We start from the raw sequence: 15655 nt of genomic DNA on the forward strand, positions 1-15655 counted from the left end.
TCGATGCCGGACCGGGCGGTCAGAACACCGCGACCTCGGCGCCCACCGGCAGGGCGTCGTAGAAGAGGGCGGCGTCCCGCGCCGACAGGTGGACGCACCCGTGCGACGGGGTGTCCAGGCTGCCCTCGTGGAAGGCGATCCCGCCGGGGGCGAAGAACACCGAGTGGTTCATCGGGTCGCCGAACTCGGCGCTGGTGTGCTCGGCGTCCTTCCACTCGACGCGGAAGACACCGCGCGGGGTGGCGACGGAGTCCGGGGCGCCGGGGTCGCCGGGCATGATCGCGACCGGGCCGTGGGTGACCTCGCCGTCGTGCTGGAGCCAGGCCACGCGCCGCTCCTCGTCGACGCAGGCGCGGGCGGTGTCCGGGCACAGTTCGGTGCGCGGGGCCGGCGGCGCGGTGCTGGACAGCGGCATCGGCGGCGGAACCGGACGGGCGGCGGGCGCGGCGGCGGTCTCGGCCGGCGCGGCCTCCAGCACGGCCCACCCGGCGGCGAGGGTGAGCGCGGCGAGGGTGGTCCAGCAGGCCTGGCGCGCGGGGGAGCGAAGCGGTGCCACGGCCGCACCCTAGCGAGGGTGAGCAGTCCCGGACCCGGGAATGCGGCGGATTCCGGCCGATATCCACGAATTCGGGTGAAAGATCCCCGGGCGGGGTTTGGCGGCCTCCGGTCACACTTCCGGGCGGCCATCCGTCAGACCGGTGAACCGAGGAGGACACCATGACCACACGGATGAAGAACCCGGCCTACGTACTGCCCGACGGGATGAAGGGCATCGGCACGCTGCTGAAGGCTGTCAACGACAGCGGGCTGCCCGCCGCGGTGCGCGAGTTCACCGGGCTGCGGGTGAGCCAGATCAACGGATGCGCGGCGTGCGTGTACGGGCACGTCGCCGAGGCGCGCAAGGCGGGGGAGACCGACGAGCGCATCTTCAACGTCGCGGCCTGGCGGGAAGCGCCCTTCTACAGCGACGCCGAGCGGGCCGCGCTCGAGCTGGCCGAGCACGCCACCCGCCTGGCCGACCTCTCCCGGGAGGGCGTGCCGGACCGGGTCTGGGACGACGCCGCCGACCACTTCGACGAGCGGCAGCTGTCCGGGCTGATCCTGGCGATCGCGCTGACGAACCTGTTCAACCGCATCAACGTGACCATCAAGGAACCCGCGGGCACCACCTGGTAGGGACCGGCGCGGGACCCTCACGAGCGCAGCACGAACGGGTCCCGCGCCTCCTCTTCGCCGGTGTTGATCCACACGCTCTTCACGCGCGTGTACTCGCGCAGCACCTCGGTCCCGTGCTCCACCCCGAGCCCGCTCGCCTTGAAGCCGGACCGCGGGGACATCGGCGCCATCGCCCGGTAGGTGTTCACCCACACGGTGCCCGCCTCCAGCGCCGAGGCCATCCGGTGCGCCCGCGCCAGATCCCGCGTCCACACGCCCGCCGCCAGGCCGTAGCTGGTCGCGTTGGCCAGGCGCACGACCTCCTCCTCGGTGTCGAACGGCATCACCGTCACCACCGGGCCGAAGATCTCCTCCTGGCAGATGCGCATCGCGTTGTCGGTGTCCACGAACACCGTCGGGCTGTAGAAGAACCCGTCCCGGCCGGTCTCCGGGCGCCGGCCGCCGGCCAGCAGGCGCCCGCCCTCGGCCACCCCGATCCGCACGTACTCCTCGATCTTGTCCAGCTGACCGGCGAACGCGACCGGCCCCAGCTCGGTCTCCGGCTCCAGCGGGTCGCCGATCCGGATCGTCCCGGCCCGCTCGCACACCAGCTCCAGCACCTCGTCGTACACCGCGCGCTGCAGGAACACCCGGCTGCCCGCGATGCACGTCTGCCCGGCCGCGGCGAACACGCCCGCGATGATCCCCATCGCCGCCGCGCGCAGGTCGGCGTCGGCGAAGACGATGTTCGGCGACTTCCCGCCCAGCTCCAGCGTGACCGGCACGAACCGGGACCCGCAGGCGGCGGCGATCCGTGCGCCGGTGGCCGTGCTGCCGGTGAAGGTCACCTTCGCCACGTCCGGGTGCTCCACCAGCGGCGCCCCGGCCTCGGCGCCGAACCCGGTGACCACGTTGACCACGCCCGGCGGGAACCCGGCTGCGTCGAACAGCGGCGCCAGCTTCAGCAGCGACGCCGAGGTGTGCTCCGACGGCTTCACCACGACCGTGTTGCCCGCCGCGAGCGCCGGGGCCAGCTTCGCGGCGGTGAGCAGCAGCGGCGAGTTCCACGGCGTGATCGCGCCGACCACCCCGACCGGCTCGCGCATCGTGTAGTTGAGGATGTCCCGGCTCGCCGCGGGGATCACGTCGCCGGAGATCTTGTCCGCGTATCCGGCGTAGTAGTGGAAGTACTCCGGGATGCTCGCCAGCTGCGACCGCATCTCGCGCAGCAGCTTGCCGTTGTCGAGCGTCTCGGTGCGCGCCAGCTCCTCGGCGTGCTCGCCGATCTTGTCCGCCAGCCGCCGCAGCAGCCGCCCCCGCGCGGTCTGCGACAGGTCCCGCCACGACGGCGCCTCGAACGCCGCCCGCGCCGCGGCGACCGCCCGGTCCACGTCGGCCCGGGTCCCGCGCGCGGCCTCGTACCAGGGCTTCGCGGTGGCCGGGTTGACGCTCGGGAAGTACTCGCCGCCGGCCGGGGCGGTCCACTCGCCGCCGATGTAGTGGTCAAAGCTGTCCACGGTCAGCCTCCTCGGTGTGGCTCAGGATCTCCTCGGTCAGCAGGTCCGGCTCCTCCAGCGGCAGCAGCTGCTGCGCGCCGGGCACGACCACCGCCCGCGCGCCGGGGATCCGCGACGCCAGCAGACGCGTCATCTCCGGGGTGGACCCCGGATCGGCCGCGCCGGTGACCGCGAGCGTGGGCGCGGTGATCCCGCCGATCCGCGGCCACAGCCATTCGTCAGCCGTGGCGAACACGCGATAGCAGGCCAGGTACGACGCGTGGTCGTTGCCCAGCAACGTCCTGCGCAGCTCACCGGCCAGCTCCGGCTCGGCCGCCCGCCACTCCGGCGACATCCACCGGCCGATCGCGGCGTCCGCGGTCTCCGCCGGTGATCGTTGCGCCGCCGCCAGCCGGGCCCGCACCGCGGCGGCCTGCTCCGGCGTCCGGCGCGCCACCGAGCTGACCAGGGTCAGCGACCGCACCAGCCCCGGCTCCTCGACGGCGAGGCACTGCGCCACCAGCGCGCCGAGCGAGAAGCCCACGACGTGCGCGGGTTCGGCGGGCCGTACCGCCGCGGCGAGATCGGACACCGTGATCCCGCCGCCGGCCGGTGCGGCGCTGCCGTGCCCGGGCAGGTCGGGCGCGCTCACCCGGTGCCGCCGCCGCAGCGCGGGCAGGCAGCGGTCCCACATGCGGTGGTCGAGCCCGACCCCGTGCAGCAGGAGCAGCGGGCTCATTGCTCGCTGGACAGCGGCGCCAGGCGCGCGAGCGGCCTGCCCTGCGCGGCGGCGGCGAGCCCGACGACGATCTCGTCCGGGCGCGGCGCGTCGGGCACGCGGGCCTCGACGGTCTGGTGGTGCGACCGGATCGTCGCGTCGGTGACGTGCTTGAGCGGGATGTCGAACACGACCCCGGCGGGCGCGCGCTTCTCCACCGCCGGCAGCAGGGTGGTCGCCTCGGCGACCTTGCGGAAGTGGTCACCGAACTTGAGCGTGTGGATCAGGCCGGAGCCGTGCTCGATCTCGCCGTCCAGGCCCACGATCGCGGCCTTGCCGTAGGCCTCGATGGGCGCGCCGAGCGCCTCGGCCACGCGCGGCGCGAGCAGCGCGGCGGGCACGGGGGCCACCTCGTCGATGACCGGCAGCAGGTCGGCGACGTAACCGCGGCCCGCCCACGGGTTCTCGATCACGGCCAGCACCACCGCGGTGCGGGCGACGGGGTCGACCGGCCGCTCGCCCTCGCGGTGCAGGTCCTCGGTCAGGGTGACGATCTTGCGCAGTTTCACTTAGACGCTCTCCAGGTCCTCGAGGATGTCCAGGCTCACGGCCGGATCGGTGGTGCGGTCGCCGATGCGCGCGTGCGGGCGCGGCCCGCTCGCGGCCGCCGCGATGACGACGATCTCGTCGCCGCGCGGCGCGTCCGGCACCCGCACCTGCACGGTCTGGTAGTGCGACCGGGTGGCCGCGGCGGTCTTGTGCCACACCGGCACGGTCAGCGCCGTGCCGGCCGGGCCGCGCTCGTCGGAGAAGACCACGATGGACGTTCCGTCGACGAGCTCCCGCAGGATGTTGCCGAAGTAGGGGGTGTGGATCAGGGCCGCGCCGTGCTCGATCTCGCCGTCCAGCCCGACGATCGCCGCCTTGCCGAACGCCGCGATCCGGCCGCCGAGCGCGGCCTCCAGCGCGCGGGTGAGGCGCTGGGCGAGCAGGGGAGCGGTGCGCGCGGCCTCCGGGCCCAGGTCGCCGACGAGCCCGCGGCCCGCCCACGGGTTGGTGATCACGGCCGCCGCGGCGGCGGGCCGGGTGGGTGACGTGGCCGGCGCGCCCGCCTCGGTGACGATCTCCTCGGTGACCGTGACCAGCTTGCGCAGGGTCATGAACCCGACCCGGTGAACCGCGGCATGACCTTCTCGGTGAACAGCTCCAGGCTGCGCATCGCGTGGCGGTGCTCCAGGCCCGGGTGCGTGGTCCACAGCAGCAGGTGCTCCAGGTTCAGCTCGCTGCGCAGCTCCGAGATCTTCTCGGCCACGTAGTCGGGAGTGCCGACGAGCAGGTTGCGGTCGGCCAGGAAGTCGTAGGACAGCCGGTGGTCCGGGGTCAGCTCCTCGCCGGCTTCCATCAGGTTGCCCAGGCCGCGGAAGTGCAGGATCCACTGGTACGAGGTCATCACGGCCTCTTCGAACCGCGCTCGCGCCTGCTCCATGGTGTCGGCGACGAACACGTCGCGCACCAGGCCGATGCCCTCGCCCAGCGCGTACTCGCGCCCGCTGGCCTCGCTCGCGGTGTCCCGGTAGAGCGCGAAGCGGTCCTTGAGCGCCGACACCGGCGGCATCCAGAACAGGCCCTGGACACCCTGCTTGGCCGCGCTGACGATCGAGCGCGGGCTGTCGATGACCTGCCACAGCGGCGGGTGCGGGCGCTGGAACGGCCGCGGCGTGACCGCCAGCTTGGTGATCACACCGTCCGAGGTGTACTCCGGCGTGGCCGGCGACATGGGGTGGTTCCACTTCACGCCCGGCTCCGGGAACGTGTAGAACTGCCCCGAGTGCTCGAAGAACTCGTTGCTCCACGCCTTCTTGAGGATCTCCACGGTCTCCTCGTACAGCGCGCGGTTCTGTTCCTGGTCGCGCGGATCGGCCAGCGAGTTGAGGTTGAGCGCCTCCCGCCCGTAGAGCCCGCGGCCCAGGCCGACCTCGACGCGGCCGCCGGAGGCCTGGTCCAGGAACGCGATGTCCTCCGCCAGGCGCAGCGGGTGCCAGAACGTCGCGATGTTGGCGGCCTGCCCGATGCGGATGCGGGAGGTGCGCGCGGCGATGTCCGCGCCCATCAGCACCGGGTTGGCGGTGATCTCGAAGCCTTCGTGGCCGAAGTGGTGCTCGGTGTACCAGATCGACCAGTAGCCGCCCTCGTCGGCGGCCCGGGCGAACTCGCGGGCCTCGTTCATCACCTGGGCGTAGTCGTCGAGGCGGCCGGGTGCGCCGAGGTTGTGGAAGATCGAAAACCGCATGCGTGCCTCCGAAGTGGATGGTGGGTCAGTCGGTCATGGCTTCGCGCTGGGACGAGCGCACGTGATCGCGCATCGCCGCTTCCGCGCCGAAGCCGTCCTTTTCCAGGATTCGTTCCAGGACGAGGTGGTGTTCGTTGAGCGAGGCGCCGAGCCGGCCCGGGTGCCGCAGCGTGGACACGACGATCCGGTGGTATGCCAGCTGGTTCATCAGGATCTGGTAGTGGTCGGCGAGCTTGCGGCTGTCCGCGCCCTGGATGAGCAGGCCGTGGAAGTCGTGCACCAGCTTCGCGTACCGCTCCACGTCGCCCCGGGCCACGGCCAGCCGGGACTCCTCGACGTTGGCCTCGAGCAGCTCGGTCTCGGCGACGCGGCCGCGGCGGGCCAGCAGGTTCGCGCCCAGGCCCTCCAGCACCGACTTCAGCTCGAACAACTCGCCCAGCTCGCGCCGGGACGGCTCGCGCACGAACGTGCCCACCCGGGGGACGACCTCGACCAGCCCCTCGGACTGCAGCTGCTGGATGGCCTCCCGGATCGGGGTCCGGCTGGTGCCGTAGGTCTCGGCGAGCGTGCCCTCGGAGAGCGCGCTGCCGGGCGGGTACTCGCCCTTGATGATCGCGTCGCGCAACTGGTCGAGGACGCGGGCCCGCGCCCCGCGACGAACTTCTTGCATGGCAGAGACGCTAACCCGCGCCGGGCGGGCTCGTCAACGATCGCGGCGCAAACAGCTTGTGATCGCAGGCAATCCCGTGGTCACGAGCCACTTCACACGGAATCGTTGACATCTCAGTGTGGCCCCGCTTACCGTCCTCTGGCATGCAAGCTGACGTGGTACGCCAACTCCACCGGACCTTCACCACCGGAGTCACCGTCGTCACCACCCTCGACGACGGCCGGCCGCGCGGCCTCGCGGTGAACGCGTTCTGCAGCGTCTCGCTGGACCCGCCGACCGTCCTGGTGTGCGTGCAGAAGAGCTCCACCACCCACGGCGCGCTGCTGCGCGCCGGGCACTTCGCGGTCAACATCCTCGCCGCGGACCAGGCGGACGTGGTCGCGGTGTTCGCGAGCAAGGCCGCCGACAAGTTCGCCACGCTGTCCTGGCGTCCCGGCCCGCACGGCAGCCCGCTGCTCGACGGCGTCGCCGCGGCCGCCGAGGCCGAGGTGACCGAACGCCGGGACGCCGGCAGCCACACCGTGTTCTTCGGCCGTGTCGTCGAGGCGGCGGCCACCGACGCCCCCGCGCTGGTCTACCGCGCGGGACGGCTGTTCGACCCCTCCGGGTTGGTGCCGATCCCGGCCTGACCCCTCCTCCCTCCCAAGGAGCACCCATGGCTCTCCGGCGATCGGGCCCGCGCGCGAGCGGGAAACTCGGATCGGTGTTCTACGTCTCGGTCGGCATCTGCGCGTTGTTCGTCGTGTGGGCGAGCGTGTTCACCGAGAACCTCACGACGGTCAGCTCGATGGCGCTGGACTGGCTGACCGGCGGTTTCGGCTGGGCCTACCTGGTGGTGAGCCTGGCGATGCTGCTGTTCCTGGTGTACCTGGCCTGCTCCCGGCACGGGCGCGGGCGGCTCGGCGGCCCCGGCGACCGGCCGGAGTTCAGCCGCTGGTCCTGGTACGCGATGATCCTCGCGGCGGTGATGGGCGTCGGGCTGATCTCCTACGGGGTCGCCGAGCCGATCGCGCACTTCGCCGCGCCCCCGCACGACCTGGCCGCGCCGGGCAGCCGGGAGCCGGCGTTGCTGGCGCTGCAGTACTCCTACTTCGACTGGGGCCTGCACGCCTGGGCGATCTTCGGGGTGTTCGGACTGGCGATCGGGTTCTCCACCTACCGCAAGGGCCGCCGCGGCCTGGTGAGCCCGATGCTGCGGCCGGTGCTCGGGCGCCGGGTCGACGGGTGGCTGGGCAAGGCGATCGACGTCCTGGCGATCTTCTCGACGATGTTCGGCACGACGACCTCGCTCGGCCTGGGCGCGGTGCAGATGAACAGCGGGCTCACCACGCTGTGGGGCGTGCCGTCGACCACCCTGGTGCAGGTGCTGATCATCGTGGCGGTCACCGGGTTGTTCACGCTGTCCGCGGTGACCGGCGTGCACAAGGGCATCCGGTTCCTGTCCGAGACGACGATGGGCCTGGCGGCGCTGCTGTTCGTGTTCCTGCTCGCGGTGGGGCCGACCGTGTTCGTGGTGAACCTGTTCGTGGAGTCGGTCGGCGCCTACGCCGACGGGTTCTTCGGGATGAGCCTGAAGACCAGCGCGTTCGGTGATCTGCCGTGGATGCAGAGCTGGACCTACTTCATGATGGCGTGGTGGATCTCGTGGGGCGCCTTCGTCGGCGTGTTCCTGGCGCGGATCTCCCGCGGCCGCACCATCCGCGAGTTCGTGGTGGCGGTGCTCGCGGTGCCCAGCACGGTGTTCTTCGCGTGGTTCGCGGTGTTCGGCGGATCGGCGATCGAGCGGGACTACTTCCACGGCGCGGACATCGCGGGATCGTCGGCGGGGGACGCGATCTTCGCGACGCTGGGGCAGTTCCCGCTGGCGGGGGTGACGTCGTTCGTCGCGATCGTGCTGGTGGCGCTGTTCTTCGTCTCCGGCGCCGACGCGAACACCTACGTGCTGGCGATGCTGTCCTCGCACGGGGTGGAACGGCCGAAGCGGGCGGTGCTCGTGGTGTGGGGCGTGCTCACCGGGGTGACCGCGGTGGTGCTCCTGCTGGCCGGCGGACTGAACGCCCTGCAGACGACGGTGATCATCACCAGCGCGCCGTTCGTGGTGCTGCTGGTGCTGCTCGCGGTGTCCTTCTGGAAGGAGCTGCGAGCCGAGCCGCGGGAGGAGGTCCTGGCGGAGGAGCTGGAGACGGAGCTGGAACGGACGCCGGTCAGCTAGGGCCACCGCCCCGCCGCGACGTGACGATCACTCCTTGACCGCGCCCATCGTGAACCCCGCGACGAAGCGGTCCAGGAACCAGTTGAACACGAACGCGATCGGCACCGCCACGAGCACCGTCGCGGCCTGGAGTGACTGCCAGAAGAACACGTCGCCGCGGATGAGTTGCGTCGGGACTCCCGTGCTGACCGGCATCTGGCCCGTCGGCGCGACGAACGCCAGCGCGTAGATGAACTCGCTGGCGGTCAGGGTGAACGCGAACACCACCACCGCGACGATGCCGGGGAACGCCAGCGGCACCACCGCCCGCAGGAACGCGCCCACCCGGCTGTACCCGTCGACCATCGCCTGTTCCTCGATGTCCTTCGGGATCGTCTTGAGGAACCCCATCAGCAGCCACGTCGACACCGGGATCGTGATCGTCGGGTAGACCAGCACCAGCGACCACGTCGAGTCCTGCAGCCCGACCGCCACCACCATCCGCGACAACGCCAGGAACAGCAGGCTCGGCGGCACCAGGTACACGAGGAAGATCCCGATCGCCATGGGACCGGACCACGGCCGGTCCAGCCGCGCCAGCGCGTACGCCGCGGGCAGCCCGAACGCGAGCGTGATCAGCACGACCAGCACCCCGACCAGCAGGGTGTTGAGCACGAACGTGCCGAACGCGGTGTCGGTGAACAGGTAGGTGACGTGGTCGCTCGTCGGCGGCCGGTTGAACAGGAACGGGTTGTTGAGCGGGTTGTACAGGTCCCGGTTCTGCTTGAAGGCGGTGATCAGGCTCCACAGGAACGGCGCCGCGCAGACCAGGGCGGCCAGCACCGCCGCGAGGTACAGCCCGATGCGCGCCGAGACGTGCCGCCGCGCGTAGCGGCGCCGCTGCCGGCCGGCCTCCTCCGCGGTCGTCATCGCACCTCGATCCGGCGCACCGCGCGCAGGATGAGCACCGCGGCGGCGAGCAGCAGCGGGAACAGGAACAACGCGATGACCGCGCCCTGGGCCACGTCGCCGCCGTCGATGCCGCGGTAGAACGCCCAGCTCGCCAGCACCTGGGTGGCGTCGTTCGGCCCGCCGCGGGTGAGCACCCGGACCACGGCCATGTCGGTGAACGTGAAGATCGCGCCGAACAGGGCGGCGATCGCGGCCACCGGCAGCACCAGCGGAATCGTGATCTCGAACATCCGGCGCCAGTACCCGGCCCCGTCGACGCGGGCCGCCTCGTCGATGTCCTTCGGGATGGACATCAGCCCGGCCATCATGATCACCGCGGCCAGCGGCGTCAGCCGCCACACGTGCACCGCGATCAGCGACCCCATCGCCAGGTCCGGCTCGCCCAGCCAGTACACGTTCTGCACCGGGCCGAGCGCGCCGAACTGCCGCAGCACCCAGTCGATCGGCGAGTAGATCGAGTCCAGCAGCCACAGCCAGGAGATCGACGACAGCGCCACCGGCGTCGTCCACGGCAGCAGGACGAGGAACCGCACGACCCACTTGCCGCGGAAGTCGGCGACGAGGATGTTGGCGAGCACCTTGCCCAGCAGCACGATCAGCACCATCGACACGACCGTGAACAGGAACGTGTTGCGCAGGCTGCGCCAGAACACCGGGTCGTCCAGCACGGCCTCGAAGTTGCGCAACCCCACCCAGTCGAACGACGGGTCGCCCGCGCTCACGTCGGAGAACGCGAACGCGATGGCGAGCACGAACGGCACGCCGATCAACGCCACGATGTAGAGGATGCTCGGCACCAGGAACGCCCGCGCCAGCACGCCGTCCCGGTCGGCCATCCGGCGCCGCGCCGGAGTCACCCCGGGCCGGGTGGCGGTGTCCGCGGTGGTCGCCATGTCAGCCGTCCAGCCGGACCGGGGCCGCCCGCTGCCCGGTCCGGGAGTCGAAGAACCGCAGCCGCCGCGCGGGCACGGCGAAGGAATGCGTCCGCCCGGCGGTGATCGGGGTGTCCACAGTGGCCGGCAGCCGGGCGACCACCCGGGTGCGCTCGCCGATGCGCGACACCGTGCCGTAGACGTGCCGGTCACCGGAGAGGTACTCCATGCGGTCCACCTCCAGCGGCACCGTCACCCGCTCGCCGGGCACCACCTCGGCCGGCAGCAGGTGCTCCGGGCGGAACCCGACGAGCCTGCCGTCGTGCGGGATGAGGTTCATCGGCGGGGAGCCGATGAACGTCGCGACGAACGTGTCGGCCGGGTCGTCGTAGACCTCCACCGGCGGGCCGGTCTGCACCACCCGGCCCGCGTTGAGCACCGCGATCCGGTCGCCCAGGCCCATCGCCTCGGCCTGGTCGTGCGTGACGTAGATCGTGGTGGTGCCCAGGTCCTCCTGGAAGCGCTTCAGCTCGTCCCGGGCGCTGGCCCGCAGCTTGGCGTCCAGATTGGACAGCGGCTCGTCGAGCAGGAACACCTGCGGATCGCGCACCATCGCGCGGGCCAGTGCCACCCGCTGCCGCTCGCCGCCGGAGAGCTGCCGCGGCTTGCGGTTCAGCAGCGGCTCGATGCCCAGCAGCCCGGCCGCCCACCGCGCCTTGCGCTCCCGCTCCTCCCGCTCCATCCCGGCCGCGCGCAGCGGGAAGACGATGTTCGCCAGCACCGTCTTGTGCGGGTAGAGCGCGTAGCTCTGGAACACCATCGCGATCTGCCGCGCCCGCGGCGGCAGCCCGGTCACCACGTGGCCGCCGATCAGGACGTCGCCGCTGGTCGGCTGCTCCAGGCCGGCGATGGTGCGCAGCAGCGTCGTCTTGCCGCACCCGGAGGGGCCGAGCAGCACCAGGTACTCGCCGGCCGCGGCGGCCAGGCTCACGCCGTCGATGGCGTGCACCCGCCCGCCGTCGAACTCCTTCACCAGCTCCCGGACCTCGACGACGGCCATGGCTCAACCGCCGACGAGCCCGGCCGCACGCCACTTCGCGAAGATGGCGTTGACCTGGTTCTCGGCCTCGGCCACCGACTGCTGCGGCGTCATCTCCCCGCGCGCCGCCCTGGCGAACATGTTGGGCACCACGAACGTGCTGAACACCTCGCCGATCGCGGTGCTCGCCGGGCCGGGGTGGCCGATGTTGGCGCTCCACGGGACCGCGTCGGCCAGCAGCTTCAGCTTGTCCGGCGGCTTCGAGCCGAACGGGTCGCTGGCCAGCCAGCCCGGCAGCTCCGGCGTCAGACCCGACCACGCGCAGAAGTCGTAGAGCTTCGAGGCGTACGTGGCCGCCTTGAAGTTGGCGGTGTAGTGCAGCAGGAACTCCTTCGCCGCGTCGGCGCCGGTGGCGTGCTGCGGGACGATCCAGTTGTAGAGCACGTGCTGCGCGGCCAGTGCGGCCCGCGGCCCGCGCAGCGCCGGGACGAAGAACGTGTCGTCGGCGACGTCCGGGTTGGAGGTGGCCGCGGTGCGCCAGGCGGAGATCGAGTTGACGATGTAGGACAGCTTCCCGGCGACCAGGCCCTGGTTGTTGCTGGCCGCGTTCCAGGAGAACACCTCCGGCGTCATCGCCTGCTGGTAGAGCCGCGTCATGTACTCGATCGCCGCGATCGTCTCCGGCGAGTTGATCACCACGCGCTCGTTCTCGTCCTGCACCGACGCGCCGTAGGACCACATCAGTGCCCGCAGCACCATGTTCGAGTCGATCTCCTGCGACATGCCCAGGCCGAGCGGGACGCCCTTGCTCCGCTTGATCTCCGCGGCGCCGGTGAGCAGCTCGTCCCAGGTGGACGGTCCGTTCGGCAGGCCGACCGGTTCCCACAGCGAGCGGCGGTAGTTGCCCGGGTCGGGCACCCAGCCGGGGGAGTAGGCGTAGAACTTGCCGGTGGCCGGGTTGCGGCTGGACTTCTCGCACAGCGGCAGCTGCCGGCCCCAGCGCCGGTTCGCCTCGGCCACCAGGTCCTTCATGTCCAGCACGCTCGGCTCGAACTGGGACAGCGTCGCGATGTACTGGATCAGGTCGTGTCCCTGCCGGGCCTGGATCTCGGCCGCGATGCGGGTCGGGATCTGGGCCTGGTCGATGTGGTCCACGGTGACGTTGACGCCGACGCGGGAGCCCCAGTCGCGGGCGAACCGGTCGAACCACTCGTCGTGGCTGGGCACGAAGTGGCTCCACAGCAGGATCCGCAGGTCACCGGAGAGCCTGGTGGCGGGCTCGGTGAAGACCTCCTGCGGCGCCTGCCCGGGAGCGGTGCCGGTGCCGCCGGGATCCTCCTCCGAGGCGCAGGCGCCCAGCGCCGCCGACCCCAGCGTCAGGGCTGCCGCCGCGCGCAGCACGTCCCGCCTGCTGTGCCGTGAACCGAGGAAGTCGTTCATCTCGACTCCTCCCCGTGGGGGTGGCTCGGGAAGCGTAGCCAGATAGTGTAGCGGTAATGTGATCCGTAACACACTCCGTAACCGATCTGGGATGCTTTCGCGTGGTCGTGATCATCGCCCTGGTGTTCGTCGTCGTGCTGGCGGCGGTGGCCGCGTTCCACTGGTGGGCCTGGCGCCGCCTGGTCCGCGACGCGCTGCCCCGCGGCTCGGTGTGGCGACGGGTGGCGACCGGGGTGCTCGTGGCCGGGCCGGTGCTGATGGTGGCCGCGCCCCTGAGCGAGCGGGCCGAGGCGCCGTACTGGCTGGTGCGGGTCGTGTCCTGGCCGGGGTTCGTCTGGATGGCGGTGTGCGTGTACCTGCTGCTGGCCCTGCTGGCCGGCGAGGTGGTGCGGCCGCTACTGCGCCGGTGGCTCGCCCGCCGCGACGCCGGGCCGGTGCCGGAGGAGACGGCGGTGACGCGGCGGGTGTTCGTGTCGCGGGTGGTGGGCGGCGCAACGGTGGCCGCGGTGGCGGGGACCGTCGGCTACGGCGCGCACAGCCTGTTCAGCGGTCCCCGGGTGCTGGACGTGACGGTGCCGCTGGCGAAACTGCCGCGCAGCGCGGACGGGTTCCGGATCGCGGTGGTCAGCGACATCCACGTCGGCCCGCTCCTCGGCCGCGGGTTCACGCAGCACGTCGTCGACACGATCAACGCCACGTCGCCGGACCTGGTGGCGGTGGTGGGGGACCTGGTCGACGGGGACGTCGAGGACCTCGCGCCCGCGGTGGCGCCGCTGGCCGGGCTGCGGTCGCGGCACGGCACCTTCTTCGTGACCGGCAACCACGAGTACATCTCCGGCGCCGGGCAGTGGGTCGGCCACGTCCGGACCCTGGGCATGCGGCTGCTCGCCAACGAGCGCGTCGAGCTGCCCGGCTTCGACCTGGCCGGGGTCAACGACGTCCGCGCCGGCGAAGGGGAAGGCCCGGACTTCGCCAAGGCGCTCGGCGGCCGCGACCCCGCCCGGGCCGCGGTGCTGCTCGCGCACCAGCCGATCGTCATCGACCAGGCCGTCGCGCACGGCGTCGACCTCCAGCTGTCCGGGCACACCCACGGCGGGCAGTTCTGGCCGGGACACCTGGTGGTGGACGGCATCCAGCACACGCTGGCCGGCCTGACCCGCCACGGCGGCACGCAGCTCTACGTCACCCGCGGCGCGGGCGCGTGGGGACCACCGGTGCGGGTCGGCGCCCCGCCCGACATCACGGTGGTCCGCCTGGCGTCGCTCTAGAACTTGACCAGGGCGCTCCCGGTGAACAGCTCGTACACGAAGTTGATGAAGAAGAACCCGAAGAACGCGAAGTTCAGCAGCAGGATCACGTAGTGCCACGGCCGTGGCCGCGCCGCCTTCGGCAGCCGCGAGTTCAGGTACATCAGCGCGAACGGGAAGATCAGCGCGCCCAGGTTCGACATGTTCGCCGAGGTCTGGACCAGGTCCGTGGGCAGGGCCAGGTGCATCGCCCCGGCGATCACCGCCAGCACGACCAGCATGAACGGGAAGTAGAACCGCCGCGGGTCGCCCTCGATGAGGCGGCGGATGCGCGGGCTGCTCGCGTGCGTGGCGTCGGTGAAGTTGCGCACCAGCGCCTCGAAGATGCCCAGCTGCGTGGAGAACAGCACCAGCACGCCGACGACCAGCATCAGGTAGAACATCCACGACCCGTACTGGGCGCCGAGCTGGGTGGCGGTGAACGTCGGGACGTTGGCCGACGTCGGCCGTTGCCCGCTGGTCGCCACGATGTGCGACATCAGCACGGTCGGCAGCAGCATGCCGACCATCGCGCCCACGAAGAACACGCCCCACAGGTCGATCAGCAGCAGCCGGTACCACCGCTTCCACCGGCTGGTGTTCGCCGCGTCGTCCGGGAACGTCACGCCGGAGTGGCGCAGCTCGGTCCGCCCGCCGCGCAGGCCGGAGATGAACCCGACGCGGTAGCCCATGCCGTAACCCTTGTCGCGGTAGTGGTTCATCACGTACCAGTTCAGCCCGGACGCCAGCGCGGTGAACCCGGCCAGCCCGCCGAGCTGGGTCGCGGTGATGCCCTCCGGGGGCGCGGCCGGCGTCACCAGGCCGCGCACGCCGTCCCACCACACCGATCCGGGCACGACCGTGATCGTGACGACCAGCAGGACCAGCAGCAGGGTGCCGACCATCAGCCAGTTCGCCAGCTCCAGCGTGCGGGAGATCTTGCGCGCCAGCACCGTGATCAGGAAGACCACCAGCAGCAGCCCGATGCCCAGCAGGCGGACGTACTCCAGCTCGCCGGGCCGGTGCGGCCGCCCGGCGATCAGCGCGAACAGCCCCTGGCCCGCGCCGGCCGCCCAGCCGCCGAAGATGAACGCGAAGTACAGCACCAGCAGGGAGAACGGGATCCACAGCTTGGCGCCCGGCGGCACCCGCCCGAAGCCGACGATGGGCACCTCTCCGGTGGCGACGACGTAGCGGGAGACCTCGACGTTGTAGAAGGTCTGCAGCAGCGCCGACACCGTGATGACCCAGCCGACCCCGACGAACCCGAACGTGCCCACCGCCTGCGGCCCCAGCAGCCACTCGCCGCTGCCGATGGAGATGCCCAGCGCGATGAGGCTCGGGCCGATCACGAACTGGACGATCTGCACCGCGCCGAGGCGGCGGACCCGGAACACCTCCTCCGGCTCCGGCAGGTCGTCCACCGCGAGCGGGGGCCTGCTGACGCCGATCTGGTACTCACCGACCGCGGCCGGGGGAACCGGCCTTCCGGATGCGTCGACCATGACCACCTCCGAGCCCGATAC

16 protein-coding genes are annotated in these 15655 nt (G+C 71.7%); 4 read left to right on the forward strand and 12 right to left on the reverse strand.

The window, feature by feature from the left end:
* Positions 1 to 19 precede the first annotated feature (19 nt).
* Positions 20 to 556, reverse strand: coding sequence for a L,D-transpeptidase (locus D0D28_RS26105; protein ID WP_094008352.1), 537 nt, complete (start codon positions 554 to 556; stop codon positions 20 to 22).
* A gap of 161 nt (positions 557 to 717) precedes the next feature.
* Between D0D28_RS26105 and D0D28_RS26110 the strand changes: the two genes are divergently transcribed.
* The gene (locus D0D28_RS26110; protein ID WP_094008351.1) at positions 718 to 1176 is read left to right on the forward strand and encodes a carboxymuconolactone decarboxylase family protein; all 459 of its coding nucleotides are present in this window, start codon (positions 718 to 720) and stop codon (positions 1174 to 1176) included.
* Positions 1177 to 1193: 17 nt separating this feature from the next.
* Here the strand turns inward: D0D28_RS26110 and D0D28_RS26115 are convergent, their stop codons facing one another.
* From D0D28_RS26115 to D0D28_RS26140, 6 genes are read right to left on the reverse strand one after another with little or no spacing between them, the layout of a single operon-like run.
* A complete protein-coding gene (locus D0D28_RS26115) occupies positions 1194 to 2672 on the reverse strand; it encodes an aldehyde dehydrogenase (protein ID WP_240323359.1) in 1479 nt (492 codons plus the stop codon).
* The gene (locus tag D0D28_RS26120; RefSeq protein ID WP_116113282.1) at positions 2659 to 3390 is read right to left on the reverse strand and encodes an alpha/beta fold hydrolase; all 732 of its coding nucleotides are present in this window, start codon (positions 3388 to 3390) and stop codon (positions 2659 to 2661) included. Before D0D28_RS26120 ends, D0D28_RS26115 begins: the two co-directional genes overlap by 14 nt.
* On the reverse strand, positions 3387 to 3938 hold the full coding sequence (locus D0D28_RS26125) for an amino acid synthesis family protein (protein WP_116113284.1): 552 nt from the start codon (positions 3936 to 3938) through the stop codon (positions 3387 to 3389). The genes D0D28_RS26120 and D0D28_RS26125 overlap by 4 nt, the downstream gene beginning before the upstream one ends.
* A complete protein-coding gene (locus tag D0D28_RS26130) occupies positions 3939 to 4529 on the reverse strand; it encodes an amino acid synthesis family protein (protein ID WP_116113287.1) in 591 nt (196 codons plus the stop codon).
* Complete coding sequence (locus tag D0D28_RS26135; RefSeq protein WP_094008346.1) at positions 4526 to 5659, reverse strand: LLM class flavin-dependent oxidoreductase; 1134 nt, start codon at positions 5657 to 5659, stop codon at positions 4526 to 4528. Before D0D28_RS26135 ends, D0D28_RS26130 begins: the two co-directional genes overlap by 4 nt.
* Before the next feature lie 25 nt (positions 5660 to 5684).
* Complete coding sequence (locus D0D28_RS26140; RefSeq protein ID WP_094008345.1) at positions 5685 to 6329, reverse strand: GntR family transcriptional regulator; 645 nt, start codon at positions 6327 to 6329, stop codon at positions 5685 to 5687.
* A gap of 143 nt (positions 6330 to 6472) precedes the next feature.
* On the opposite strand from D0D28_RS26140, the gene D0D28_RS26145 reads away from it, so the two are divergent.
* Both D0D28_RS26145 and D0D28_RS26150 read left to right on the forward strand, forming a co-directional pair.
* The gene (locus tag D0D28_RS26145; RefSeq protein WP_094008344.1) at positions 6473 to 6958 is read left to right on the forward strand and encodes a flavin reductase family protein; all 486 of its coding nucleotides are present in this window, start codon (positions 6473 to 6475) and stop codon (positions 6956 to 6958) included.
* Between the two features lie 26 nt (positions 6959 to 6984).
* The gene (locus tag D0D28_RS26150) at positions 6985 to 8541 is read left to right on the forward strand and encodes a BCCT family transporter (RefSeq protein WP_116113289.1); all 1557 of its coding nucleotides are present in this window, start codon (positions 6985 to 6987) and stop codon (positions 8539 to 8541) included.
* A gap of 27 nt (positions 8542 to 8568) precedes the next feature.
* On the opposite strand, the gene D0D28_RS26155 is transcribed toward D0D28_RS26150, so the two are convergent.
* The 4 genes from D0D28_RS26155 to D0D28_RS26170 are packed head-to-tail and all read right to left on the reverse strand — an operon-like array spanning position 8569 to position 12843.
* On the reverse strand, positions 8569 to 9450 hold the full coding sequence (locus tag D0D28_RS26155; RefSeq protein WP_116113291.1) for a carbohydrate ABC transporter permease: 882 nt from the start codon (positions 9448 to 9450) through the stop codon (positions 8569 to 8571).
* Complete coding sequence (locus tag D0D28_RS26160; protein WP_116113294.1) at positions 9447 to 10385, reverse strand: carbohydrate ABC transporter permease; 939 nt, start codon at positions 10383 to 10385, stop codon at positions 9447 to 9449. The genes D0D28_RS26155 and D0D28_RS26160 overlap by 4 nt, the downstream gene beginning before the upstream one ends.
* Position 10386: 1 nt before the next feature.
* Entirely contained in the window at positions 10387 to 11424 is a 1038-nt protein-coding gene (locus D0D28_RS26165; protein ID WP_094008340.1) for an ABC transporter ATP-binding protein, read from the reverse strand.
* A gap of 3 nt (positions 11425 to 11427) precedes the next feature.
* Complete coding sequence (locus tag D0D28_RS26170; RefSeq protein WP_198958365.1) at positions 11428 to 12843, reverse strand: ABC transporter substrate-binding protein; 1416 nt, start codon at positions 12841 to 12843, stop codon at positions 11428 to 11430.
* 101 nt (positions 12844 to 12944) lie between these two features.
* On the opposite strand from D0D28_RS26170, the gene D0D28_RS26175 reads away from it, so the two are divergent.
* Positions 12945 to 14111 (forward strand): metallophosphoesterase, encoded by a 1167-nt coding sequence (locus D0D28_RS26175; RefSeq protein WP_094008339.1) that lies wholly within the window; start codon positions 12945 to 12947, stop codon positions 14109 to 14111.
* On the opposite strand, the gene D0D28_RS26180 is transcribed toward D0D28_RS26175, so the two are convergent.
* Complete coding sequence (locus D0D28_RS26180) at positions 14108 to 15634, reverse strand: Nramp family divalent metal transporter (RefSeq protein ID WP_094008402.1); 1527 nt, start codon at positions 15632 to 15634, stop codon at positions 14108 to 14110. The genes D0D28_RS26175 and D0D28_RS26180 overlap by 4 nt on opposite strands.
* Positions 15635 to 15655: the final 21 nt, after the last annotated feature.

Source organism: Amycolatopsis ruanii (assembly GCF_003385175.1).
In the GTDB taxonomy this organism is placed as follows: Bacteria; Actinomycetota; Actinomycetes; order Mycobacteriales; family Pseudonocardiaceae; genus Amycolatopsis_E; species Amycolatopsis_E thermalba.